Genomic DNA, 23959 nt, shown 5'->3' with positions numbered 1-23959 from the left:
CTACTGCGCCATGTTGACGGAGATCAGCTTCGACACGCCCGGCTCCTCCATCGTGATGCCGTAGAGGCGGTCCGCGATCTCCATCGTCTTGCGGTTGTGCGTGACCAGGACGAACTGCGTCCGATCCTGAAGTCCTCGCAGCATGTCCACGAAACGCCCGATGTTGGCGTCGTCCAGCGGCGCGTCGATCTCGTCCAGAAGACAGAAGGGGCTCGGCCGATACTTGAAGATGGCGAACATCAACGCCATCGCCGTCAGCGCCTTCTCGCCGCCGGAGAGCAGTTGAATGCTCTGGAGCCGCTTCCCCGGCGGCTGCGCGGCAATGTCGATGCCGCTCTCCAGCACGTCCGATTCGTCGAGCAACACCAGCTCGGCGCGCCCACCCCCGAACAGCGTCTCGAACGTCAACTGAAAATGTGCGTTGACGGCCGTGAACGCCTCCCGAAAACGCGTGCGGGTCGTTGCATCGATCCGCTTGATGGCATCTCCCGTCGTCGCAATCGAATCGAGCAGATCCTTCCGCTGGGCGGTAAGGAACGCGTGCCGCTCCTCCAGCTCGTCGAACTGGTCGATGGCCATCATGTTGACTGCGCCGAGCCGTTCGACCTTCGCGCGCAGGAGGTCGACCATCCTATCCGCGTCGACCGGTCGTGCCTCGGCCGGCCCTCCGCCGCCGTCCGCTCCGCTCGCGTCGTCCGCACCGACGGCATCGTCATCGGCGAAACGCGCTTGCGCCCCGGCCACCGTCGCGACGGGCGGGTCATCATCGGATGCATCGGCCGCAGGCGCCCGCGCGCCGAGGAGCGCACGGTCGGGCTCGAGCGGGCCATCCGCTTCGAGTGCGTCCACCTCCCGCCGGACGTCCTGCAGACTGGCCTGCAACGACGCCGCGCACGACTCGGTCAGGTGCGCCAGATCGGCGTCGGCCGTGGCCAGAGACACCTCCTGCCGGCCAACCTCGGCGCGGGCGCCCTCGAGCGTCTGCCGGCCAACCCGGACCTGCTCGTCGTGGGCCGCGATCCGCTGCCGCAACGCCGCAACCTGCTCGTCGACCTGCACGATCTCCCGCCGGAGCGCATCGAACTGCTCGACGTCGGTGTCGAGCTTCCGTTCGCAGCGGGCCACCTCCTCCAGAATGCCGCCTCTGTCGGCGCCGGCGCGCTCGTTGTCGGCTTTGCACCGCGCGATCCTCTCGCGCAGCTCGTTGGCCTGGTCATCGAGCCGCCGCACGTCCGATGCAAGCGCCGCGGCGCGCTCGGACATGGTCGCATGCCGCGCTCTGCAGTTGGCGGCGTCCTGCCCCAGGGACTCGACCGCCTCCCGGGCGTGGTGCAGGCGGCGCTCGGCCTCCATGAAACACTCGTCGGCCGATCTCTGGTCCGCCTCCAGCCGTTCTATCGCCTCGCGCGCCTCCGCCTCCCGCGCCTCGAGAGCGCCTCGTTCCTCCGTCAACTGCCCGCGTTCGATCTCGACCACGCGTTGCCTGTCCGCAACCCGCGTCCGCTCGTCGTCGAGCCGCGTCAATTGCATGTCGAGGCCGACGAGCTGCTTCTCCAGCGTGTGCGCGTCGTCCTGCAGCGCGCCGAGGGCGTGTTCGATCCGCACCGCGCCGGCCTCGTGCGCCTCGATCTCGCCGCCGAGCCGCTCGACCGCCTCAGCCTCGCGGCCGATCCGTTCGCGCAACTCCTTGATCTCCCGCTTCGGACCGAGCAGTCCCGAAGCGCCCCGGCGGCCGCCACCGGCGAGGCGGCCCGCTCCCCGCAGGACGACGCCCTCCGGCGTCGCGATCGGGTCCTCCGTCGCGCCTGCCGCGGCCGCCGCCACTTCGATGGACGGCGCGACCCACCGCTGCTGCAGCAACCGCCGCACCGCAGCCTCGCCGGCGCCGTTCACGCGCACGACGTCCGTCAGTCCCCGGAGCGCGGGATGCGGAGGGTCGGCGGCGCTGGCCGCCTGCGCGTCGTCGGTGACGAGGAAGCCGCAACGCCCCATGTCGCGCGCGGCGGCAAGCGCCGCACCGGCGAGCGCGTCCCTGCGCGACGGCACGACCACGTCCTGCAGAACGTCCGCCAGACAGGACTCGACCGCCGTCTCGTCCGCCCGCTCGACCTCGAGATGGTCGGCCACCGATCCATGATGGGCGACCTCGCTGCCGGCGGCGAGGATCTCTCGCGCGGCTTCGCCGTACGCGGTGCGCCCGGCCTCGATCTCCTCGAGCGACTCGACGCGCGCGCGCGCCACCGCCACCTGCTGCTCGCGAGCCCGCAGATCGCTCGCACGGGACTCGATCGCAACGCGGGCGGATGCGAGCTCCGCCTTCCGCTCGGCCCGCGCGGCATGCACGGCCGCCAACCTCTCACGCCCCTGGCCGCGAGCCGCCTCCGCCGTCGCCCGCGCCCCGCCGATACGGTCGGACTCCGCCTCGAGATCGGCCGCTTCCGCATCGGTCTTCGACAGGGATTCGGCGATTCGACGGTGGACCGAGGCGGCGTTGTCGATGACGTTCTGCAACGCAGTCGCCGCGTTCACTGCCGCGAACATCTCGCTGCGAGCGGCTTCGACGTCTCCCTCCCGCCCCTCGATCGCCCGCTGACCCTCCGCCAGTGCCCGTTCGGCGTCCTGCAGCCGCTCGAGCGTCGTGTCGCGATCGACGACGCATCGCCCGTGCGCCGTCCGCTGCGCCTCCAGCTCTTCTCCGAGAGGGCCGCAGCGCGCCTCGAGGGATCCCAGCGTAGCGGCCCCCTGCTCGACGGCCTTCGCAAGCTCCCCGGCGCGGCGCTTGCCGAACTCGATCCGCTGTTGATGCCGCTCGACCTCGATTTCGCGAGCATGCGCCGTCTCGCGAAGCGCCGTCGCCGCGCCGTCGGTCTCGGCCAGCTCCAGGCGCAGGCGCTCCCGGCCGCTCTCCAGCGCCGCCAGTGCGGCTGCCGCTCCCCGTTCTGCTTCTCGCGCCTCGCCCAGCCGCTCGGTGGCGGTCTCGATGGCGTTCTCGAGCAAGCGGCTCCGGCGCGCGAAGTGCACGCTCTGCCACCGCCGCAGCTCTTCGCGCAGCCGGCGATACCGGCGTGCCTTGGCAGCCTGTCGCTTGAGTGCGCCGCGCTGTTTCTCCACCTCGAAGACGATGTCGTCGACGCGCGTCAGGTTCTGCTGCGCGGCCTCGAGCTTCAGCTCCGCCGTACGGCGCCGGGCCCTGTACTTGGTGACACCCGCCGCCTCCTCGAGCAGTTGCCGGCGCTCGGCGGGCCGTGCGCCCAGGATCTGTCCGATCCGCCCCTGCTCTATGACCGCATAGGCCTTCACGCCGAGTCCCGAGTCCATCAGGAGATCCTGAATGTCGCGGAGCCGGCAGACCCGCCCGTCGATGAGATACTCGCTCTCCCCCGACCTGTACAGCCGCCGGGCCACCTCGACGTCGCGGCTGATGGCAGGCTCGGCCGGATCGTCGTCCTCATCGTGCAGGCGCGCCGGGTCCCGCTCGGCCGGCGACGGCCTGGCCGCCACGGGCGGAGGCGGCCCCGCGCCCATCGGATGCGCCCTGCCGTTGCCATGCCCCCTGCCGCCGCGCCCGGCGCCGTTGCCGTTCAAGGCCCGAAGCGGGGCGCCGGCGACGGGCAGCCCGTTGGCGCCGTTCGCCAGGGCGGCCGTCACCTCGGAGAGTTGAATGCGAACCTCCGCAGCCGCGGTCGGACGCCGGGCGTCACTGCCGCTGAAGATGATGTCCTCCATCCGCTCGCCCCGCAGGCTGCGTGCGCTCTGCTCACCCAACACCCACGTAATGGCGTCTATGACGTTGCTCTTGCCGCAACCGTTGGGCCCGACGATCGCGGTCACGCCATCGTCGAACGCCAGGGCGGCCCGTTCCGCGAAGCTCTTGAATCCGGCGATTTCGAGCTGATGGAGTCGCATCAGGACCGCCGAATCTCGCGGGGAGGGGTACGCGAAAACAGCCGCGCGAACAGGTTCATTGGTCTCTCCACCATCACCTGTCGAGCGGCTGGGAACGCTCAACGCCGGGTCAGGAACGTACTTGTCGGCTGCCTGCCGACCGGCCGCCTGAATCGTTGCGCAACAGTCTAGCAACCGGTCGCACGGGACTGCAAGTCCCGACGCGGCCCCAGGCTGCGGCTATCTGGAGGCGACGGCGCGCGGCGCCGAGGACAGCCGCAGCAGCGCAACCGCCTCGTCGAACAGCGTCAATGCATGCTGTGCCTGCGGGTCACGCCCGAAGAGGTTTCGCCGTGCTTCGATCTCGCCGAACAGATCCTTGTCGATCTCGTAGTGAATCATCGCGCGGATGAAGTCCACGTCGTCCGCGAAATCGTCCTCGTCGACGGTCAGCCCCCGCGCCTGGACATGCGCCTTGAACCGGTCCAGCATCGCGTCGTCGACGACGAACCCCCGGTCGACGATCTCCCGATCACGCCCCTCGACGGTCACCCGGGTATCGCCCGCCGCGATGAATCGTTGCGCGAAGGAGATGAACTCCCGCCTGGCCGCCAGCAGTCGCCCGAAGCGCGACGGATCGAAACCTTCTATCGGCCCCGTGAAGAAGTGGTCCGGCTCGACGCCGCCCCCGCTGTAGACCTCGCGGCCGGCGTTGGTGAACTTGCGGTCGGCGGGGGCGCGCACCGGGCTCTCCGGCTCGCGGAGGGAATAGGTCAGATACTCGTCGAACGCGGTATCCCACGGCCGCTGGATCATCCTTCCGCTCGGCGTGAAGTAGCGGGCCGTGGTCAACGCGAGCCCCGCGCCGTGGCTCACGCGATAGATGGACTGGACGAGCGCCTTGCCGAACGTGGTCTCGCCGACGACCAACCCGCGATCGTGATCCTGAATCGCGCCCGCGACGATCTCCGACGCACTGGCGCTGTTGCGGTTCACCATCACGATGAGCGGCTGGTTCGTGTAGTCTCCGGCGTCGCGGGCATGGTAGTCCTGGTCGGAGTTGGCGACGCGGCCCCGCGTGTAGACGATCATGTCGCCGCGCGACAGGAACTGATTCGAGACCTTGATGGCCTGATCGAGCGGCCCGCCGGGGTTGCCCCGCAAATCGAGCAGGAGCCGCGCGGCACCCGCATCGCGCAGCGATGCCAACGCCCGCGACAACTCGTCGTTGCTCGTCTCCGAGAAGTCGCGCAGGCGCACGTAGCCCGTCGACCCGTCGACCAGGAACGCGGCCTCGACGGTGGCGATGCTGATCTCGTCCCGCTCGACGCGCAGGTCGATCAACTCCTCGTAGCCGTCGCGGCGCACGGAGATGCCCACCGCGCTGCCGCGCGGGCCGCGCAGCAGGCGCACCGCCTCGTCGCTGCTCATCCCGATGGCGTTCTCGCCCTCGATTCGCGCGATGACGTCGCCGCGCCGGATCCCGCGCCGGTAGGCGGGCGACCCCTCGAAAATGCTGTTGACCGTGATGCCGCCGTCGATGACGCTGATCTGGATCCCGAGTCCGTAGTAGCGGCCCTCCTGGCGTTCCCGCAGGCGGGCGTACTGCCGGGCGTCCATGAAGTTCGAATGCGGGTCGAGGGTCTGCAGCATGCCCCCGATTGCCCGCGACACGAGCTGCTCGACATCCACGTCGTCGACGTAGTTGTCCTCGATCGCGGCGACCGCCGACGCGAACGCGTCGTATTGCCGGGTCATCGAATCCTGGCGCGCAAGCACCTGGCCGCCGAACAACCCGCCCACGATGGCCGACATGACGACGGCGCCGACTCCGGTCGCTAGAGATGTCACTGCTCGCATGTGCCCGATGCTATCAGATAAGCTACTGTGCAGCAACAACTTCGAGCGATCCGCGCGAGGCCGTGGCGCTTGACCGTCCGGTGCCGCCGTTTCTATAATGCTCAGAACGGGTTACGGAAGATCACTGCCAGGAGCATTGCCATGTTCGGTCCAATCGGCGTCTGGGAAATGGTCATCATCCTGGTCATCGCCTTGATCGTGTTCGGTCCACGCAAGCTGCCGGAGCTCGGGCGGTCCCTCGGCAAGAGCCTCGGCGAGTTCAAGCGCGCGTCGAACGAGCTCCGCAACACGCTCGACGAGGAAATCCGGATCGAGGAACGCCGCACGCCGAAGGCCGCGCCCGCCAAGTCCGCTCCGGCCTCCGCGCCGCCCCCCGATGCGGCGCAGGACGCGCCCGAACCCGATCCATCCGGATCCTCCGTGGCGGCAGCCTCGCCCGAGCCGGCGACCGGCGCGACGCCGACACCGGAGCCCCATCCTACCGAGCCCGGCGCAGGCGCCTGACGCTTGACGAACGAGATGGCACAACCTCCGGTTCCGGCAGTGCCCGAGGCCGATCCGTCCGCCGCGGCGGTGGCGTCACCCGAGACCGATTCCTCAGGCGCATCCACGGCGGATTCCCCGCCCGAGGCGGTCGCAGCGCCGGCGCAGACGGAAGATCCCGCGGCGGCTCCCCCGGCCGCATCGGCCCCGCCCGAAGCCGCGAGCGGAGCAGCGACGCCGACAGCATCCTCGCCGGCCCCGGAACCGGCGGCGGCCCTGCCGGCTCCAGCCGGTCCGTCGGGCCCCGGCGGTCCTCCCGTCGACGAAGAGGACGCCGAGGAGGACGAAGACGGCGGCGGCGGCAAGATGTCCTTCCTCGATCACCTCGACGAGCTGCGGACGCGGCTCATGCTCTCGTTCGCGGCGCTCGCTGTCGGCTTCATGGTCTGCTTCGGGTTCATCGACCCGATCTTCGACTTCATCATGGAGCCGCTGACCGATGTCCTCGAGGAAGGCGGCACCCTGATCTATACCGACGCCACCGAGGCGTTCTTTCTGCGACTGAAGATGGCCGCGCTGGCGGGCCTCGTCATCGGAACGCCGGTGATCATGTCGCAGTTGTGGCTCTTCATCGCGCCGGGTCTGTACGCGCACGAGAAGAAGTTCGCGATTCCGTTCGTCGCGCTCGCCTCGATCTTCTTCATCGGCGGCGCGTTCTTCGGTCACTACATCCTCTTCCGGGTCGCCTGGGGCTTCTTCGGGAGCTTCGGCTCGGCGACCGAGTACCTCGAGTTCACGCCGCGGATTCAGCCCGCGTTCACGCTCTACGTCCGCCTGGTGCTTGCCTGCGGCGTCATCTTTCAACTGCCGACCATCGTCTTCTTTCTGGCCAGGATGGGCGTCGCCTCGTCGAGCTTCCTCATCCGCAACTTCAAGTACGCCTTCCTGCTCTGCTTCGTCGTCGCGGCGATTCTGACGCCGACCCCCGATCCGGTGACGATGACCGTGATGGCCGGCCCGATGCTGGCGCTCTACATCCTGAGCATCGGCATCGCGTGGGTGTTCCAGAAACGGACGGCCGACTAGCGCCCCGAAACGCCTCGCTCGCTCGGCGTTTCGGCCCATCCCCCCACTCCATGACCTTGCGCCGCAGCACTTCGCTCCGCTGCGTTCTGCGGCGCAAGCTCCTAGCCGCGACCTGCGTAGCGACCGGAACATGGCCGCCCGCAACCCGGGGTCGCGCATCCACTGCACTTCCGGCGCGCAACGGCCGATACACTGGGTACAGCTACTCCAATCCGAGGGTGACACTGGTGTCAGACAAGAAACGACGGCGCCGCCTCCTGGCGCTGGCCGCCATCGTGGGGATCTGGGCGGGTCCGGCAGCCGCGCAGGACGACGACACGCGGCCGGCCGGCGTGACGTTGCTGGGCGATACCGGCTTGTGGTTCGTCCCGACCGCCGAGGTCGTCCGCGACGGCGGGGTCGCCGCCAGCGGCCACCTCTCCACGTTCAACCGGCAACAGGGCCTGACGGCGATTCAGTCGATGGCCGGGACGTTCGCGTTCGGTGTCCGGGACCGCGTCGAGGTCTTCGGATCGGTCCCCTTCCTGACGCGCATCGACCGGGACGTACGGCCGCTGTTCCGACCGGACAACCCGCCCGTCGGCGGCGTGCTGCCGGACTTCCCGTTCGCCAGGAGGTACTTCAGCGGCAACGCCATGGGCGACGTCGTCGTCGGCGCGAAGGTGAATCTGGCAACGGAACGGACCCGATCCCCGGTCGCGTTCGCCGTGCGCGGATGGGGTCGACTGGCGACCGGCGACGAGGACGCCGGCACGACGGCCGGCGCGCCCGCCGGGGCCGTCGGCCTCGTCCTGAGCAAGAACCTGGGCATCGCCGAGTTCGGTGCGAACGCCGATGTCGTGCTGCGCGGCGACCCGTCCGGCATCGACGTGCCGCACGGTCTGTGGTGGGGAGTCGGCCTGGGCGTCCCGGTTCACGGACCGTTGCGGGTTTTCGGCGAGGTGCTCGGCCGGGAAGGCCTGGACGGCGCAACGAAGCTCACCGAGCCCCTCGTGGGAGCGGACGGCAGCCTGAGCGGACTCTCGTCGTCCGAACGGAACCCCATCGACGTCGTCGTCGGCGCGCAGTTCCAGGTCCGAGGCGTGTCCGCGGGGGCGGGTCTGAGCTGGGCCGCGCGCCACGTCGGGCGCCCCGCAGTCGGTCAGATGAAGCCCGTCGCCGACCGGCTGGGATTCCTCCTGCGGGTGAGCTACCACCCGGGCGTCCGCGTCTACACGCCGCCGCCACCGCCGCCGCCGCCACCGCCGCCGTCAGCGAACCGTCCACCGGTCGTCACCGTCTCCTGCGACCCGTGCGAGGTGGAGTTCGGGGACGAGGTCCGCCTGCGGGCGGACGCCTCGGACCCGGACGGCGATCCCCTGGCTTTTCGCTGGAGCGCGCCCGCCGGCAACTTCACCGACGCCACCGACCGGGCCACGACACGCTGGCGGGCCCCGGCGCAGGAGGGCCCGGTCCCGATCACGGCGACGGTTACCGACGGCAGAGGCGGCTCGGCGTCCGACTCGGCCACGGTGCTCGTCGATGCCCCCCCGCCGCCGCCGAGACGCGAGTTCGTGTTCGAGGACATCCACTTCGACTTCGACCGCTACAGCCTGCGTCCAGGCGCCGCGCGCGTGCTCGACGAGGTCGTCGCGGCGCTCGCGGAAGATCCGGATCTCGGGATTCAGATCGAAGGGCACACGTGCAACATCGGCACCAACGAGTACAACCTCGCTCTCGGCGACCGCCGGGCCTCTTCGGTGCAGCAGTACCTGACCGATCGCGGCGTATCGGCCGCGCGCCTGCAGACGATCAGCTACGGCGAGGAGCGGCCGGCGCACGACAACGGCCGCGAGGAGACGCGCCGCCTGAACCGCCGCGCCGCGCTCGTCGTGCGCATGCAGTAGCCCGATTCAGTACGCCTTGGCGAAGTAGGCGTCGGTCAGCCCCGGCTGGTCGCAGAACACGCAGGCGCCGGTCGCCGGGGGCAGGTCGAACGCCAGGTTGCGGATGGTGGCCTGCGTTTCCGCCTTGATCCGCGCCTCGCACTCGGCGGATCCGCACCACGGGGCGACTACGAATCCGGGCCGTCCCTCGAAGGCGCGCCGGAAATCGTCGCTCGACGCCGTCCGAACGGTGTGGCTGTCGCGAAACGCCAACGCGCGGTCGTAGAGCGCGGTCTGCACGGCGTCGAGCAGGTCCTTCACACGCCCCTCGAGTCCATCCATCGGCGCCGTGAGCTTCTCGCGGGTGTCGCGGCGCGCCAGAAGAACCTGCTGCTGCTCGATATCCCGGGGACCGATCTCCAGCCGCAACGGCACACCGCGCATCTCCCACTCGGCGAACTTCCAGCCCGGCTTGTATTCTTCCCGGTCGTCCAGCATGACGCGGACGCCGGCCCGTCTCAGGGCCGCCGCGATGTCCTGGGCCCGCGGAAGCACCGTGGCGCGCCAGTCGCCCCGCGGGATGGGCACGATGACGACCTGGTGCGGGGCGATGCGGGGCGGCAGGATCAGGCCGCTGTCGTCGCCATGGACCATGATGACGCCGCCGATCAGACGCGTGGTCATGCCCCAGGACGTCTGCCAGACGTACTGCACGGACTTGTCGCGGGCCTGGAACGTGATGTCGAACACCTTCGCGAAGTTCTGGCCGAGATGGTGGGAAGTCCCGGCCTGCAGGGCCCGCCCGTCGCCCATCAGCGCCTCGACCGAGTACGTGTGGGCGGCCCCGGCGAACTTCTCGCTCTCGGTCTTGCGCCCGTCGAGCACCGGGATGGCGAGCTCCGTCTCCAGGAACTCCTTGTAGACGCCCAGCATGCGCCGCGCCTCCGTCTCCGCCTCTTCCTCGGTCTCGTGGGCGGTATGTCCCTCCTGCCAGAGAAACTCGGTGGTGCGGAGGAACAACCGCGTGACCTTCTCCCAGCGCACCACGTTGGCCCACTGGTTGATGAGGATCGGCAGGTCGCGCCACGACTGCACCCACTTCGAGTACATCGTGCCGATGATCGCCTCCGACGTCGGGCGGACCACGAGCGGCTCATCGAGGGTCTCGTCGCCGCCGCGGGTGACCCAGGCGACTTCCGGCGCGAAGCCTTCCACGTGCGCCGCCTCCTTGCGGAGCAGGCTCTCCGGGATGAACAACGGAAAGTAGGCGTTGACGTGGCCGGTTTCCTTGAACCGCCGGTCCAGCTCCGCCTGCATGAGCTCCCAGATGGCGTACCCGTACGGCCGGATCACCATGCTCCCCTTCACCGGCGAGTAGTCGGCCAGCTCGGCGCGGCGGATCACGTCGGTGTACCAGCGCGAGAAGTCCTCCGACTGCGGGGTGATCTCGGTCACGAAAGCCTGCTGTTTGGGCGCCATCTGCTCCGTCCTCGTTCGCACGATCCCAAGTGGCGCGAGCGGCGCGCCGCCGCCCCGCCCCGGCCGCGGGTGGTGCTATTGTACCGGCGCGCATGTCCCCCACCGTGATCCAGGTCGCCACTGCTTCGCGCGCGTACCCCGTGCGCGTGGAGGCCGGCCTGCTCGCCCGCCTCGACGTCCTGCTGGCCGAGGCGGGCGTGACCGCGCAGCGTGTCGTCGTCTCGAGCCCCACGGTGTGGAAGGCGCACGGCGCGGCCGTCGAACGGGCGCTCGGCGGTGCGGAGCACCTCCTGGTGCCCGACGGCGAGCGTTCCAAGACGGCGCTCACCGTCACCAGGATCTACGACGCGCTGATTCGCATGGCGGCCGACCGGAGCGTCACCATAGTGGCGATAGGCGGCGGCGTGATCGGGGATGTAGTCGGCTTTGCCGCGGCGACCTATTTGCGCGGCGTCGGGCTCGTGCACATCCCGACCACGCTGCTCGCGCAAGTGGACAGCTCGATCGGGGGCAAGGTCGGCATCAACCATGCGCTCGGCAAGAACCTGATCGGCTCGTTCCACCAACCGCTTGCGGTCTTCGCCGATCCGGAGGTGCTCGGCACGCTCCCGCGGCGCGAGTTCCGGGCCGGACTCTACGAGGTGGTCAAGTACGGGATGATCGCCGACCGCGGCCTGTTCGAGCGCGTGGGGCGCGACCTGCGCGCCATCGTCCGGCGCGATCAGGCGGCGCTGGCCCCGGTGATCGCGGACTCCTGCCGCATCAAGGCGCGGGTCGTGTCGGAGGACGAACGCGAGGGCGGCGTGCGCCGCATCCTGAACTTCGGGCACACGGCGGGCCACGCCATCGAGGCGGTCACCCGGTACCGCCGCTTCCGGCACGGCGAGGCCGTCGCCTACGGCATGCTCGCGGTTGCCGACCTCGGTGTCCGGCGCGGCGTGTTCGCGGAAGCGGAGCGGTCGGCGCTCGCCGACCTCGTCGCCCGTCTCGGACCGCTGCCTTCCATCAACGATCTCTCGGCGCAGGCGCTCGTCGAGGCGATGCGGCGCGACAAGAAGGTCCGGGCCGGGCGCCTGCACGTAGTGCTGCCGACCGCCATCGGCGCCACCCGGATCGTCGACGACGTCACCGACGAGGAGTTCGCCCTCTCGTTGCGCGCCATCGGCACGCGCGCCTGACAGTTTGCGCGCAGGGAGTTTCGCGCCAGCAAACTCCCAACGCGACCGTAAGGTCGCGCGCTTCCTTCACCGAACGACGCTCCACGACGCCAGTCTCACGCGCGTCAGCATCGGCGCCGGCGGCGGCGGTGTCACGGCCTGGCGGACGAGCGTCGCCTGAACGGCCCGCCGCGCGCCGCGCGGCCCGAACGCCGCCGCGTGCGCGACGATCGCGTCGTTGCCGTCCAGTCCGGCATCGGGGTTCGGATCCGCCGCGTCGTCGGCAATCCAGACCGCCACGAGCCAGGGACCGTAGCCTGCGGGCACGGGTGTCCACGCGCCGAGGCGGCCGTGCGCGAACAGCCTCCAGTCGAGCCCGCGTCCGGCCGAAGTCGCCCCGGCGCCACCCGTCCGCAATCCGGCCGAGATCGCGGCCAGGTCGATGCGCGCACCATCCGGCATGACCGGAGCAAGAGTGGCGTCCCGGAACGCCGACCGCGTGGAGCCGTTCAGGGCCGTGCTCCAATCCGGCAGGGAGCCGAGCTCCGCCACCGCCAGCTCGAGCGCCGCTTCGGCCGCGTACAGCGCCTGCACGGCGCGGCGGTGGTTGACGCCCACCGCGGTCTCGATCATGGACAGCGGCGCCAGCACCCCGGCCAGGGCCACGAGCAGCAACGCGGCCATCAACGTCGCGATCAGGGCCATGCCCCGTTCTCCGCCGGCGCGGCACGCGTCCCGGACCATGGCCTCCCCGTCTACCAGCCGGCGAGGCTCCTGGGCGCGACGTCCACGCCGGCGACGACATCGCGGACAGCAGCATTGCGCACCGGCGTCAAGGGCGATCCGGTTGCCGGGAGTCGCCGGGCCGCGTCCGCCACGCGCAACGTCACCTCGACGCGCACCCGCCGGATACGGAACAGATCGACGTCGAAAGGCGTGCCGCCGGCGGCGCACGACGCGCCGTCGGAGAGGAGGGCGGGACTCAGCACCCCGACACCGGACGCGGGGGCTCCGGCCGCAGCGGCGGCCGCCAGACAGGGCGCCGTCACCGCGGCGAGGCCGGCCGGCGGCGGCAGGGTAGGTTGCGCGACGCCGAAATAGCGAACGGCGAAGTCGACGACCCCGTCGACGACCGGCAGATCGCTGCCCGCCCCGTTGTGCAGGCGAAGCTGCTCCGCATCGGCATCGTGGTAGTACCCGCGCACGAGGACCGGCACGATCAGCGAACCGGCGCCATAGAAGCCGCCCCCGCCCGCGAGACGCTCCAGAACCGCGTCGGCGCCCTCCAGTTCGGTTACGCGATACAGATCCGAACGGCCGGTCGCATCGTAGACGACCGCCAGGCCGCCGCTCCGTTCGGTCAGCCCGCACGGCAACGTGCATCCGGCGACCGGCAGCAGCCGGACACCCGCGGGGCTGCCCGCGAGCGGGGCGGCGAGCCTGGCGCCCGATGCGCCGGGCACGGCGTACAGCACGGAAACGCGATCCACGCCCGGAGCCGAATCGACCGCCGCACCGCGCAGCGCCGGCGCAACCGCGGGGCGCAGGTGCGCGACCGCGCCGTTCGCCCCGGGCAGCGGACCGCTCCCGGCCAGCAGAAGATGCCGGTGAATCTCCCCCAGCGTGGTCCGCTGGCGTTGATGCACGTCGGCCGTCAGCGACTGCACGGCCAACACCCCACCGGACGGATCGACCAGCGCGAACACTATCCCCAGCAACCCCAGAACGATGCCGACGGAAACGAGCAGCTCGATCAACATGGTCCGATCTCAGCGGCGGACGCGCGCCGTGGCCAGCCACGTCACGCCCGGATCGTTGGGCCGCGGATCGAGGGTCGCCGACGGCCCCCGCAACCCGGTGGCCACTACCACGACCTGCAGCAGCAGCGCATCGGAACCCGGCGCGGCGAGCGGGGTCACCGACCAGCGGCGGACGAACGCGGTGCCCGCCGGCGGCTGCGAACCCGTAGCGAGCCACCGGCCGTCCCGGTCCAGATAGTCCACGTAACCGTCGGCCGCGGGTCCGATGACCGGGCCGGACGCCTGCAGGCCCCGGCCGCCCGGCGCCGGAGGATCGACGGCCAGGCTGGTCCGCTCGTCCGAGACCGGCTGCAGGTCGGCATCGAAGGTCCAGACGAGCGACTGCAACTGTTCGATCTTCTGCACCGCCAGGAACAGCGCCCGGCCCTGGACCCCGCTGGCCTGGACCGCCGCTCCGGTCAGCACGGCGACGTGCGCCACGCCTGCGGCGACCGCCACGACGATGGCGGCCGCCACCAGCGTCTCAATGAGCGCGTAGCCCGCGGATCGGGTCACGGCCCGGAGGTAAGCAAACCGCTTGCCAGCGGCGTCCGCCCGCGGATTCGGAGCGACCGCGTCCGAGTTGGCGGATACGGCACGCCCGACCGGAACGGCACGCCGCAGAATCTGCCCGCGCCGCACGGCGGCGCGCCGAACCCGGCGTTTCCGGCACCCGGACCGCAACCAACGCCCTTGGCGGGAGGCTCACGGGGCGCCGACGAGCTGGTTCAGCAGGCGCCCTGACGCGCCGAGGTACCAGTCGAGGAACCGCGCGCCGACCAGTGACGCGGCCACCGCCGCGAGCGCCAGGAAAGACCCCAGCGGCAAGGGATGCTGCCAGCCGAACCCGCTGAACCGCAGCATGCCGATGCCGACGGTCGCGCCGAGCAGCGACGCCCACGCCAGAGTCACGAACGCCAGCGGCCACCCCAGAAACGCGCCGATCATGGCAAGCATCTTGACGTCCCCCAGGCCCAGCCCCTCGCGGCCGCGGACGAGGAAGTAGCCCAGTGCGATAGCCAGCAGGGCGCCGCCGCCGCCGAGCGCCCCCAGCAACGCATCGATCCAGCCCGGCTCCAGGAAGATCGAACAGAGCAGGCCGCCGACGATGCCGGGCAGCGTGATGACATTCGGCAGCACCTGGTGCCGCAGGTCCACGACGAACAGGACGATCATGGCCGCCGTGAACAGCAGGCGCGGCGCCAGCAGCGGCTGGAGCCCGAGGGCCTCGTGCTGCGCCAGGAAGAGAACCGCGGTCGCGATCTCGACGAGCGGGTACAGCGGATCGATCGGCGCGTGGCAGGCGCGGCACCGGCCGCGCAGCACGAGATACCCGAGCACGGGTACGTTGTCGAACCAGCGAATGGGCACACCGCACGCGGGGCAGCGAGACGACGGGGCGACCACCGACGCTCCGCGCGGCAGCCGGTGAATGCACACGTTGAGGAAGCTCCCGACGGCCAGCCCGCACAGTGCGATGAGCAACCCGGCGAGCGGATTGGTCATCCTGCCGGCCGCACCGGGAGCGCGCCGCCGGCGGGCAGTGGATTCAACACCGACCGGGGGGACAGCGCGACGGCGCCGAACGGCGTCAACTCGTAGGCCGTTCCGGCGGGATCCACCGGAACGGCGGACAGATCGCCGGCCGCCACGAGGTCCCGCCACGACCGGGGCGCCCTCCCCGTCCGTTCGCGGAAGCGGTCGACGGTCCGCTGGTAGCCATCCAATGCGTCCAGCGCCTCGATCTGCATGAGGCGTCGGGCCGCCTCCCCGCGCATCCAGGAATCCCCCGCCGCGTCGCGCACGAGCCGCCACAACGCTCGCGCGCCGGCGCGGTCGCCTCCCTCGGTCATCGCCGTCGCGGCCAGGAACCGGAGCCACCAGGGCGCTCCCGGCATGTCCGCAGCGCGTTGAAACCACCGCGCGGCCTCACCGCGGTCCCGCAGCCACCAGTAGTGAATGAAGCCGATGTCCTGCAGGTACTGCCAGCGATCCGGAACGCTTGCGAGTCCCTTCCGCAGCAGCGCGACGGCCAGATCGGGGCGTCCGGCGCCGCCCGGCGGGGGCTCGGCCAGAAACACCGCGCCCAACCGGTACACCGCGTCGAACCGCGGGTCGAGGGTGGTCGCGACGTCCAGCAGCGGGTGCAGCAGAGCGTAGTCGCGCGCCGCGCCTCCGGACAGCCTGGTCCGCCCGTAGTGCTGCACGGCGCGAATCCAGTAGAGATCGGCCAGAACCGCCTCGAACGACAACGCGGCCCGCTGCACGAGCTCGGCCGGCGGCACGGACCGGACGCCGGGCGGGGCCGGACCGGCCACGGTCTCGCGGTCGCGCGCCACCTGCAGCGCGGCTCCGAACATGACGAGCAGTACGGTTGCGACGACGGCCGCGTCGGTACGACCCCACCAGGGCGAACCCGCGCCGCCACGCTCGAGAACGCCTCCGCGCAGTCTGCTCACAGCAGGTCGCGCCTCGTGAAGATCGCCAGCGCCGGAACCAGGAACGCCAGGATGTAGGCGGCGCCGGAAGCCGCGGTCAGCGCCATGTACCCGGCCGTCACCGGCTGCCCGTGGACGACCGCGGCCTTGACGTCGAATGCCGCGAGATCCGGCAGGACATAGGACAGCCCGGCGGCGAACGACGTCACGAGCCGCGAATCGACGACCTCGTCGAGGTTTCGCAGCTCCGCACCGAAGTGCCCGGCGACATAGAGCCCGCAGGTCGACACCGCGGCGAGCACGGGACTCGAGAACGTCGAGAGACAGAAGGCCGCGGCCCCGACGACCGCAAGCTGCACGAAGATGAGGAGAACCGCCTTCAGCAGAGCCGGGTCGGCAACGGGTACGGGCGCGACCGGGGCGAATGGCGGGACTCCTCGCCACCACGCGGCGGCGCCGAGCACGACGTACAGGGCAACCGTCATCACGGTCAGGGCCAGGGCCAGCGTCGCCGCGAGTCCGCAGTACTGCCCGAGGACGAACTCGTAGCGCCGAATCGGCTTCGAGAGCAGGGTATCCACGGTGCGCTGCTCGACTTCGCGCGCGACGAGGCGGATACCGAGGAATACGACGACGAAGAGACCGCAGAGGTTGCACGCGGCCAGGCCGAGGTCCTTGACCACCTTCACGTCCTGCCCCGGGGTGAGCCGGCCGGCAATCGGCGCCGCGACGGCCAGTCCGAGAGCGAGCAGCATCGCTGCATGGACCACTCTGTTGCGTACCGCGTCCCGCAGGACCTGGCGGGCGATCGCGCAGATCACGCGCATTCGGCCTCGTCGTCGGCGATCGCCGCTGCCGCTGCTTCCGCCACCCGCCTGAGAAAGAAGTCTTCCAGCGTCTCGCGCCGCGGATGGAGCGAGATGATCCGGACGCCCCGCTGCGCCAGCTCGGCCACCAGCGATTCCGGAGCGGGCTCGACGGGCAGTTCGAGCGCATAGCGGCCGTCCGCGATGCGGGTGACCCGCCGCCCGGGGGCGCCGCATACTTCCTGCACGGACTCACCGGGCCCGGCCGCGACCAGCTCCCAGCTCCGAACGCGCAGATCGAGTTCCCCGACGCGGCCGGCAGCGGCCAATCGTCCCCGGTGCAGGATGGCGACATGACTGCAGACCGCCTCGGCGTCGTTCAGGATATGCGAACTGAAGAACACCGTCCGCCCCTCTTTCCGCAGCGCGAGGACCAGATCCCGCACCTCGCGGCGCCCGAGCGGGTCGAGGCCCGTCATCGGCTCGTCCAGAAAGACGACCTCCGGATCGTTGAGCAGTGCCTGTGCGATCCCGACGCGCTGCAACATGCCCCTCGAATACGTTCGCAGCCGCCGCCGGCGCTCGGCTCCGATGCCGACCCGATCGAGCCCGCGTGCCGCGCGCCGGCGGCGCTCGGCGGCCGGGTAGCCGAACAAACCCCCGACGTACTCCAGAAACTCCTCGGCCGTGCAGGTGTCGTGAAAGCGCACGGCCTCGGGCAGGAACCCGACGCGCCGCCGAACGCCCACGTCGCCGACCGGCCGGCCCAGGATTTCGGCGCCGCCGGACGTCGGATGCACGAGTTGCATCAGCAGTCTCAGCGTCGTCGTCTTGCCGGCGCCGTTCGGTCCCAGGTAGCCGAGCACCGCGCCGCGCGGGACATCCAGCGACACCGCGTCGAGGGCGCGATGAACCCGGGTTCGCCAGAACCCCGTGTGGAAGGTCTTCGAGAGCTCGCGGAGCCGAACCGCCGACATGATTCGCTGCCCGCCGCAGAACTCGCCGCGTCCCGTTCTACGGCGCAGGCTCCTCGTCCCCCCGCTCGCCCCCGGCGTGCTCCAGCTCGTAGGCGATGGCCGCGTCGAAGTACCGCGGGGCGAGCGTCCCCTTGATGACGACGCCGTTGATGACGTAAGTGGGGGTAGCCTCCACCGGCAGGTCGTTGCCAAGCGCGATGTCGCCCTGCACCGCGAGGACGGTCTCGTCGTAGGCCGCGTCGTAGCGCGCACGATCGATGCCCGCCACGTCGGCAAGGGCCTCCACGACCGCTTCGCGGTCCAGGCCCGGTTGGTTGGCGTACAGCCACTCCTCCATCTCCACCCGCACGTCGTCGCCCAACCCCGCTGCGAGCCGCACGGCGACGGCCCCCGCGCACGCGCCGTGGTGCTGGCCCCGCGGCGCCTGTTCGTTGCACGCGGGATCGAGTGGGTAGTCCAGGGTCACCTGCCGCACCCGGCCGGGGTGCGAAGACGCGTACTTGGCGAAGATCGGCGCGTAGGCGCGATGGGCGTTGGCGCACGCCGGACACTGGTAATCGTTGAACTTGACCACGATCACCGCGACGCCCGCGGTGTCGGCGGACGCGGGCAGGGCCAGATCCACGCGCGGCTCCGCCTCCCAGTAGCGCTCGAACTCGCTCCGCAGGTCGCCGGTCACCGGCGCCGGGGGCGGCGCCGCCGATTCCGCCGCCACCGCCGGCGCCGGAGCGGGCTGCGGCAAGGTGAACCAACCTGCCGAGCCGACCGAGCCGACCAGGAACACCACCAGCAGCGCCATCCCGACCGGCTCCCGCGCGAGTGCGCGCAGGTCGCTCAGCGCCGCGGCCGGAAGGCGCCGGGCCGGCGTCGCCTCCTCCCCGCCGGACAGGATGAAGATGCCGACGACCGCCACGTAGACGACGACGCACAGCAGGCAGATCGTGCCCAGCACGAAGAACGAGGCGTAGGCCATGTACATCGCGACCGCGAGGCCGACGGTGGACCACAGCAGCAGGTAGCCGGCGACGTTCGGCGCCGCTGCGCGGGGCGCCCGCGCCCCGGCATACGTCAGCAGCAGAACCGCGGCGAACCAGATGACGCCGCCCAGAGCCACCGGCACGCCGAGCACGCTGCCGTAGCGGCTCTGGTACACCTGCGTGCAGCTCACGCTGGCGTTGATGTCACAGAAGCTGGCGTAGGTCGGGTCGCCGAGCATCCGCACATGCACGTAGGTGGAGGCGGCGGCAGCCAGAAGACCGGCGCATGCAAGTATCGTCATCCACATTCGCGTCCGTCTGGTCATCGTCACTCCACCCTCTTCCGCGTTACGCGTCCCGTTCCGGCGATGCGACAGGAATCCGCGCCGCGGAAGCTCCGCGCGAGCGAAACTCCCGATCCCGCCGCACTGGTCCCGTCCCTTGTAATGACATCTCGCGCCGCCGTCAAGACGGATCTACTGTATGGGCGCGGCGCCGGCCGGGGCGCCGGTCTGCGTCACGGGCAGGGTGGCCGTCGCCTGATAGATGGTCGCTCCCTGGTTCGTCCCGAAAAAGCGCGTTCCGCCCCCCGGATTCGGATCGGCCCCCACGAAATAGGTGGCGACCACACCGCCGGCGGCCACACCGTTGCACGACGCCGGCGCACCGGTCGCTGCGGTCCCGCCGGTCATCGTGATCGTGTAGCTGCTCTTGATCGACGGATCGGCGCCCAGATCCGTGCCGATGAACCCGTCCCCGCCCCCGCCGACGGTCGGCGGGGTCGCCAGGCTGACCAGGGTCGGCGCATAGAAGCCGCTGCCGCAGCTCGCCGCGTAGGTCGCCTGGGCGCTGTTGATCGCCCGCAGCGATCCGATCGCCGACGCCTCGTTGCCGGCCATCCGCGCCCGCAACAGCCCCGGCGCGGCGATGGCGGCGATGATCCCGATAATCGCCACGACGATCAGCAGCTCGATCAGCGTGAACCCTTCCTGCTTCTTCAGCACCCGTCTCATCGTCCAGTCTCCTTCCGCTTCTTCTTGTCTTGCACGTCTCATCCCGCCAGTCGCCCAATCAGGTCGAACACGGGCAGGTACATGGCCACCACGATGCCCCCGACGACGATTCCCAGCACCGCCACCGTGACCGGTTCCAGCAACGCCGTCATTCCGGCCACGGCCCGGTCGACCTCCTCCTCGTAGAAGTCGGCCACCTTCCCCAGCATCGTGTCCAGGGCGCCGGTGGTCTCTCCGACGTTGATCATCTGCGCCACCAGCGCGGGAAACACCTCGGTGTCGCGCAAGGGCGCCGCGAGCGACTCGCCGCGTTCCACAGCCGCCCGGGTCGCCAGGACGGCTTCCTCCACCGCGGCGTTGCCGGCCGTCCCGGCGGTGATCTCCAGACTTTCGAGAATCGGCACGCCGGCGCCGACCAACGCCGACAGGGTGCGGCAGAATCGGGCGACCGCGTTGCGGCGCACGATCCCACCTATCGCCGGCAGCCGCATCACGACCCGGTCGACGGCCAGCCGGCCGCCCGCCGTCGAATAGTAGCGACGAAACGCCAGCGCCGCACCCGCCGCACCGAAACCGAGCAGCGGCACGAACGTCGCCAGCGAATCGCTCGCCGCGATCACGAGGCGCGTCGGCAGCGGCAGCACGGCGCCCAGCCCCTCGAACAGCGCCGCGAAGGTGGGAATCACCTTCCAGAGAATCACTCCCACGACCACCGCGGCGATCGCCAGCACCGCCACCGGGTACATCATCGCGGAGCGCACCTGCCCGCGGAGCGCGACGTGCTTCTCGATCTGCACCGCCAGACGGTCGAGAATCGTATCGAGTACGCCGCCGGCCTCCGCCGTCGCGACCATGCCGACGTAGAGGCGGTCGAACGATCGAGGATGCGCACGCAGCGCGTCGGCCAGCGTCGAGCCGTCCTCCACCTCGGCCCGCACCGCGCGGATCGTCGCGGCGAACTCGCGGTCCTCCTCCTGTTCGCCGAGCATTTCCAGACACTGCACCAGGGGCAGTCCGGCCCCTATCATCACCGCGAACTGCCGGGTGAACACTGCGAGGCTGCGCGCCGACACCGCTTTCCGGCGCCGGATCCACCCCGCCGCGGGAGTGCTCCGGCGGGCCGGGCCGATCGTCGTCACCAGGACCCGCTCGCGTCGGAGCGCGGCGACCGCGTCCGCAGCGGATGCGGCGCGCCGTTCCCCGCTGACGCGCGCTCCCTCCAGGGTACGGCCGGCGAAGGCGAAGGTGGCGCTCATCCGGACGCCCCTCCCGGCGACGGCCGGCCCCGCTCATCCCGTCGGCGCGCCATCAGGACCTCGAGCTCCTCGCGATTCGCCGCGTGGTCGAGCGCCTGCTCCCGCGTGATGCGCCCCTGCCGATGGAGCGCCGCGAGCGCCTGCGTCATCGTCTGCATGCCGCGCTGCCTCTGACCGGCCTGCATCGCGGCGTAGATCAGATGCGCCTTGTCCTCGCGGATCAGGTTGCGGATCGCCGGCGTGGCGACCAGCACCTCGACGGCGCAAACGCGCCCCGGGCCGCCCGCGACCGGCACCAGAGCCTGGCAGACGACTCCCTCGAGCACCAGCGAAAGCTGCGTGCGCACCTGCGGCTGCTGATGCGCGGGAAAAAGGTCGATCACACGGCCGATGGCGTGCACCGCGGAGCTCGTATGCAGGGTCGCGAGGGTCAGGTGACCGGTCTCGGCAAGCCGCAGCGCCGCCTCGGTCGTTTCCAGGTCGCGCATCTCGCCGATGAGCACGACGTCGGGATCCTCGCGCAGCGCCGCCCGCAACGCCTGCGCGAAACCGGCCGTGTCGCCGTGCACCTCGCGCTGGTTGACGATCGAGCGCCGGTGCGAATGGATGTACTCGATGGGGTCCTCTATCGTCAGGATGTGGCCCCGCCGCTCGGCGTTGATGCGGTCGATGAGCGCCGCGAGCGTCGTGCTCTTGCCGCTGCCGGTCGGGCCGGTCACCAGCACCAGGCCGTGCGGCCGAGCGACCAGGTCCGCCACGACGGGAGGCAGCCCGAGCCGGTCGAGCTCCGGGATCGTCTCCGCAATGAGTCGGTAGACCGCCGCCGGCGCGCCCCGCTGGCTGAAGACGTTGGCACGCACCCGGGCCACGCCCTCGATCCCGAACGACACGTCGAGCTCGAGCGTCTCCTCGAAGCGTTGGCGTTGCGCCGAGGTCAGTGCCTCGTAGATCAGCCGTCTGGCGTCCGCAGGCGTCAGGGGCTGGAGATCCGACTGCGGCTCCAGGGCGCCGTGCACCCGGATCTGCGGCGGGGTGCCCACGGTCACGTGCAGATCCGACCCGCCGCGCTCGACCGTGCGGGCGAGCAGCTCCGACAGGGTCGACGGGGCGGTCATCGGACGGTCTCCCGGACCACTTCGTCGACCGAGGTGACTCCCTCGGCGATCTTGCACAGCCCGCTCTCGCGCAGAGTGAGCATCCCCTCGTCGATTGCCGCCCGCCGCAGCGCGCGAGCGGCTCCCCCCGCAAGAATCCTCTCGCGCAACGGTTCGGTCACTTCCAGCACCTCGTACAGACCGACCCGTCCCCGGTAGCCGGTGCCGTTGCACGCCTCGCACCCGCGCCCCTCCCTCGGCGCCACCGTGCGGGCCCTCGCCTCGCTGAACCCAAGTTCCCGGAGCGACGCCGGACTCGCCGCGGCCGGGGCCGCGCAGCCCCGGCACAGGCGCCGGACGAGTCGCTGGGCACAGATCAGATTCACCGAGCCGGCGATCAGAAAGGGCTCGACCCCCATGTTCAGGAGCCGGCTGACGGCGCTCGGCGCGTCGTTGGTGTGCAGGGTCGACAACACCAGGTGGCCCGTCAGCGCCGCCTTCACGGCGATCTCCGCCGTCTCGACGTCCCGGATCTCGCCGACGAGGATGACATTCGGGTCCTGCCGGAGGAAGGCGCGGAGGGCGGCCGCGAAGCTGAGGCCGATCGCTTCGCGAATCTGAACCTGGTTGACGCCGTCAAGATTGAACTCCACCGGATCCTCGGCGGTCACGATGTTGGTGTCCGGATTGTTGAGCTGCGCGAGCGAGGAATACAGCGTGCTGGTCTTGCCGCTGCCGGTCGGGCCGGTCACCAGCACCATGCCCCACGGCCTGCGGATGTTAGCCGTGAAACGCCGGAGCGGCGCCTCTTCGAAACCGAGCTTCGTCATGTCGAGCACGAGATGCGACTTGTCGAGCAGCCGCAGGACGATCTTCTCGCCGAAGAGCGTCGGCAGGCAGGAGACGCGCAAATCGATCGCCTTCGTCGAGCCGCCATCCCGGCACCGGACCCGGACCCGCCCGTCCTGCGGCACCCGCCGCTCGGCGATGTCGAGCTTCGCCATCACCTTGAGACGCGAGGTGACGGCGTCGCGCATCCGCATCGGCGGCGTCATCACCGGGTGCAGGACGCCATCGACGCGGAACCGGATCCGGAACTCCTTCTCGTACGGCTCGACGTGCACGTCGCTGGCGCCCCGCTGGACGGCGGACGCCAGGATCGCGTTGACCAGCTTCACCACCGGCGCCTGCCCGCGTGCATCGTCACCCGGGACCAGATCGATCTCCTGCGCGCCGCCGCCGGCCCGCGGGTCGTCCGCGCCGCCGGACAACCGGTCGAGCTCCCGCACCGCGACGTCGAGCGTGCTTTCGCCGCGGTCCGCCCCGGACGTGTCCGGGGGCGCATCGTAGTAGCGGGCGATGGCCTCGGCGACCGCGGCCTCCGACGCCAGCAGCGGCTCGACGGCGCAGCCGGTCCTGAACCGGACCTCGTCGAGCACGGCGACGTTGCGCGGATCCGTGATCGCGACCGTCAGGTTTGCCCCGGAGCGCCGCAACGGCACGATTCCGTGCTCGCGCGCCGTGTCGGCGGGTATGAGATCGAGAACGGCGGGCTCGATTTCGAACCCGGAGAGATCGACCGATCGCACGCCGTACTGCGCACCGCGCAGCGCGGCGATCTCGTCGGCCGGGACGAGCCCCAGGCGGGTCAGGGCGCTGGCCAGATCGCCCCCGTTGGCGTCCTTGTACGCCCGCGCTTCCTGCAGTTGCGCGGACGTGATGCGCCGCTTCTCGAGCAGTAGTTCGCCTAGTCGAACAGACACCGGGAAACCGTTACTTCCCGG

General features: G+C 70.7%; 19 protein-coding genes. 4 read left to right on the top strand and 15 right to left on the bottom strand.

The annotated features are described in order from the left end of the window. Both smc and F4X11_23595 read right to left on the bottom strand, forming a co-directional pair. Nucleotides 1–3906, bottom strand: a complete 3906-nt coding sequence (smc, locus tag F4X11_23600) for a chromosome segregation protein SMC (GenBank protein ID MYN67973.1) — start codon at nt 3904–3906, stop codon at nt 1–3. Between the two features lie 219 nt (nt 3907–4125). Continuing rightward, on the bottom strand, nt 4126–5745 hold the full coding sequence (locus F4X11_23595) for a S41 family peptidase (protein ID MYN67972.1): 1620 nt from the start codon (nt 5743–5745) through the stop codon (nt 4126–4128). Between the two features lie 141 nt (nt 5746–5886). Between F4X11_23595 and tatB the strand changes: the two genes are divergently transcribed. The 3 genes from tatB (at nt 5887) to F4X11_23580 (ending at nt 9200) form a co-directional block, all read left to right on the top strand. Further along, nucleotides 5887–6249 (top strand): twin-arginine translocase subunit TatB, encoded by a 363-nt coding sequence (gene tatB / locus F4X11_23590; protein MYN67971.1) that lies wholly within the window; start codon nt 5887–5889, stop codon nt 6247–6249. Nucleotides 6250–6264: 15 nt separating this feature from the next. Further along, entirely contained in the window at nt 6265–7314 is a 1050-nt protein-coding gene (gene tatC / locus F4X11_23585; protein MYN67970.1) for a twin-arginine translocase subunit TatC, read from the top strand. A gap of 227 nt (nt 7315–7541) precedes the next feature. Next, nucleotides 7542–9200, top strand: coding sequence for an OmpA family protein (locus F4X11_23580; GenBank protein ID MYN67969.1), 1659 nt, complete (start codon nt 7542–7544; stop codon nt 9198–9200). A gap of 6 nt (nt 9201–9206) precedes the next feature. Here F4X11_23580 and F4X11_23575 read toward each other — a convergent pair whose 3' ends face one another. Beyond that, nucleotides 9207–10658, bottom strand: coding sequence for a proline--tRNA ligase (locus F4X11_23575; protein ID MYN67968.1), 1452 nt, complete (start codon nt 10656–10658; stop codon nt 9207–9209). Nucleotides 10659–10750: 92 nt separating this feature from the next. Between F4X11_23575 and aroB the strand changes: the two genes are divergently transcribed. Continuing rightward, the gene (gene aroB, locus F4X11_23570) at nt 10751–11836 is read left to right on the top strand and encodes a 3-dehydroquinate synthase (GenBank protein ID MYN67967.1); all 1086 of its coding nucleotides are present in this window, start codon (nt 10751–10753) and stop codon (nt 11834–11836) included. 66 nt (nt 11837–11902) lie between these two features. Here the strand turns inward: aroB and F4X11_23565 are convergent, their stop codons facing one another. The 12 genes from F4X11_23565 to pilB form a co-directional block, all read right to left on the bottom strand. Then, entirely contained in the window at nt 11903–12520 is a 618-nt protein-coding gene (locus tag F4X11_23565; GenBank protein ID MYN67966.1) for a hypothetical protein, read from the bottom strand. A gap of 50 nt (nt 12521–12570) precedes the next feature. Further along, nucleotides 12571–13575, bottom strand: coding sequence for a hypothetical protein (locus F4X11_23560; protein ID MYN67965.1), 1005 nt, complete (start codon nt 13573–13575; stop codon nt 12571–12573). Between the two features lie 9 nt (nt 13576–13584). Next, nucleotides 13585–14130, bottom strand: coding sequence for a hypothetical protein (locus F4X11_23555; protein MYN67964.1), 546 nt, complete (start codon nt 14128–14130; stop codon nt 13585–13587). Between the two features lie 189 nt (nt 14131–14319). Further along, nucleotides 14320–15120, bottom strand: coding sequence for a prepilin peptidase (locus F4X11_23550; GenBank protein ID MYN67963.1), 801 nt, complete (start codon nt 15118–15120; stop codon nt 14320–14322). Continuing rightward, nucleotides 15117–16073, bottom strand: coding sequence for a hypothetical protein (locus tag F4X11_23545; GenBank protein MYN67962.1), 957 nt, complete (start codon nt 16071–16073; stop codon nt 15117–15119). Before F4X11_23545 ends, F4X11_23550 begins: the two co-directional genes overlap by 4 nt. Next, nucleotides 16070–16879, bottom strand: coding sequence for an ABC transporter permease (locus F4X11_23540; protein MYN67961.1), 810 nt, complete (start codon nt 16877–16879; stop codon nt 16070–16072). The genes F4X11_23545 and F4X11_23540 overlap by 4 nt, the downstream gene beginning before the upstream one ends. After that, nucleotides 16870–17838, bottom strand: a complete 969-nt coding sequence (locus F4X11_23535; GenBank protein ID MYN67960.1) for an ABC transporter ATP-binding protein — start codon at nt 17836–17838, stop codon at nt 16870–16872. The genes F4X11_23540 and F4X11_23535 overlap by 10 nt, the downstream gene beginning before the upstream one ends. Nucleotides 17839–17872: 34 nt before the next feature. Then, entirely contained in the window at nt 17873–19138 is a 1266-nt protein-coding gene (locus tag F4X11_23530; protein MYN67959.1) for a thioredoxin domain-containing protein, read from the bottom strand. Nucleotides 19139–19288: 150 nt separating this feature from the next. Then, nucleotides 19289–19867 (bottom strand): prepilin-type N-terminal cleavage/methylation domain-containing protein, encoded by a 579-nt coding sequence (locus F4X11_23525; protein MYN67958.1) that lies wholly within the window; start codon nt 19865–19867, stop codon nt 19289–19291. Further along, the gene (locus F4X11_23520; GenBank protein MYN67957.1) at nt 19864–21081 is read right to left on the bottom strand and encodes a type II secretion system F family protein; all 1218 of its coding nucleotides are present in this window, start codon (nt 21079–21081) and stop codon (nt 19864–19866) included. The genes F4X11_23525 and F4X11_23520 overlap by 4 nt, the downstream gene beginning before the upstream one ends. After that, nucleotides 21078–22196: a type IV pilus twitching motility protein PilT gene (locus F4X11_23515; protein MYN67956.1), complete on the bottom strand. Its 1119-nt coding sequence runs from the start codon at nt 22194–22196 to the stop codon at nt 21078–21080. The genes F4X11_23520 and F4X11_23515 overlap by 4 nt, the downstream gene beginning before the upstream one ends. Then, nucleotides 22193–23938, bottom strand: coding sequence for a type IV-A pilus assembly ATPase PilB (pilB, locus tag F4X11_23510; protein ID MYN67955.1), 1746 nt, complete (start codon nt 23936–23938; stop codon nt 22193–22195). The genes F4X11_23515 and pilB overlap by 4 nt, the downstream gene beginning before the upstream one ends. Nucleotides 23939–23959: the final 21 nt, after the last annotated feature.

It is taken from the genome of Acidobacteriota bacterium (assembly GCA_009861545.1).
Lineage (GTDB): Bacteria > Acidobacteriota > Vicinamibacteria > Vicinamibacterales > UBA8438 > WTFV01.
The sequence above is the reverse complement of the archived record's forward strand: the minus strand, read 5'-3'. Positions and strand labels throughout refer to the sequence as shown.

What these genes read in the sequence shown, in the direction of transcription:
- F4X11_23550 (MYN67963.1), bottom strand. Translation starts at nt 15,120, where the DNA reads ATGACCAATCCGCTCGCCGGGTTGCTCATCGCACTGTGCGGGCTGGCC.
- F4X11_23560 (MYN67965.1), bottom strand. Translation starts at nt 13,575, where the DNA reads ATGTTGATCGAGCTGCTCGTTTCCGTCGGCATCGTTCTGGGGTTGCTG.
- smc (MYN67973.1), bottom strand. Translation starts at nt 3,906, where the DNA reads ATGCGACTCCATCAGCTCGAAATCGCCGGATTCAAGAGCTTCGCGGAA.
- F4X11_23540 (MYN67961.1), bottom strand. Translation starts at nt 16,879, where the DNA reads ATGCGCGTGATCTGCGCGATCGCCCGCCAGGTCCTGCGGGACGCGGTA.
- tatB (MYN67971.1), top strand. Translation starts at nt 5,887, where the DNA reads ATGTTCGGTCCAATCGGCGTCTGGGAAATGGTCATCATCCTGGTCATC.
- F4X11_23575 (MYN67968.1), bottom strand. Translation starts at nt 10,658, where the DNA reads ATGGCGCCCAAACAGCAGGCTTTCGTGACCGAGATCACCCCGCAGTCG.
- aroB (MYN67967.1), top strand. Translation starts at nt 10,751, where the DNA reads ATGTCCCCCACCGTGATCCAGGTCGCCACTGCTTCGCGCGCGTACCCC.
- F4X11_23565 (MYN67966.1), bottom strand. Translation starts at nt 12,520, where the DNA reads ATGGCCCTGATCGCGACGTTGATGGCCGCGTTGCTGCTCGTGGCCCTG.
- F4X11_23530 (MYN67959.1), bottom strand. Translation starts at nt 19,138, where the DNA reads ATGACCAGACGGACGCGAATGTGGATGACGATACTTGCATGCGCCGGT.
- F4X11_23525 (MYN67958.1), bottom strand. Translation starts at nt 19,867, where the DNA reads ATGAGACGTGCAAGACAAGAAGAAGCGGAAGGAGACTGGACGATGAGA.
- tatC (MYN67970.1), top strand. Translation starts at nt 6,265, where the DNA reads ATGGCACAACCTCCGGTTCCGGCAGTGCCCGAGGCCGATCCGTCCGCC.
- F4X11_23595 (MYN67972.1), bottom strand. Translation starts at nt 5,745, where the DNA reads ATGCGAGCAGTGACATCTCTAGCGACCGGAGTCGGCGCCGTCGTCATG.
- F4X11_23520 (MYN67957.1), bottom strand. Translation starts at nt 21,081, where the DNA reads ATGAGCGCCACCTTCGCCTTCGCCGGCCGTACCCTGGAGGGAGCGCGC.
- F4X11_23515 (MYN67956.1), bottom strand. Translation starts at nt 22,196, where the DNA reads ATGACCGCCCCGTCGACCCTGTCGGAGCTGCTCGCCCGCACGGTCGAG.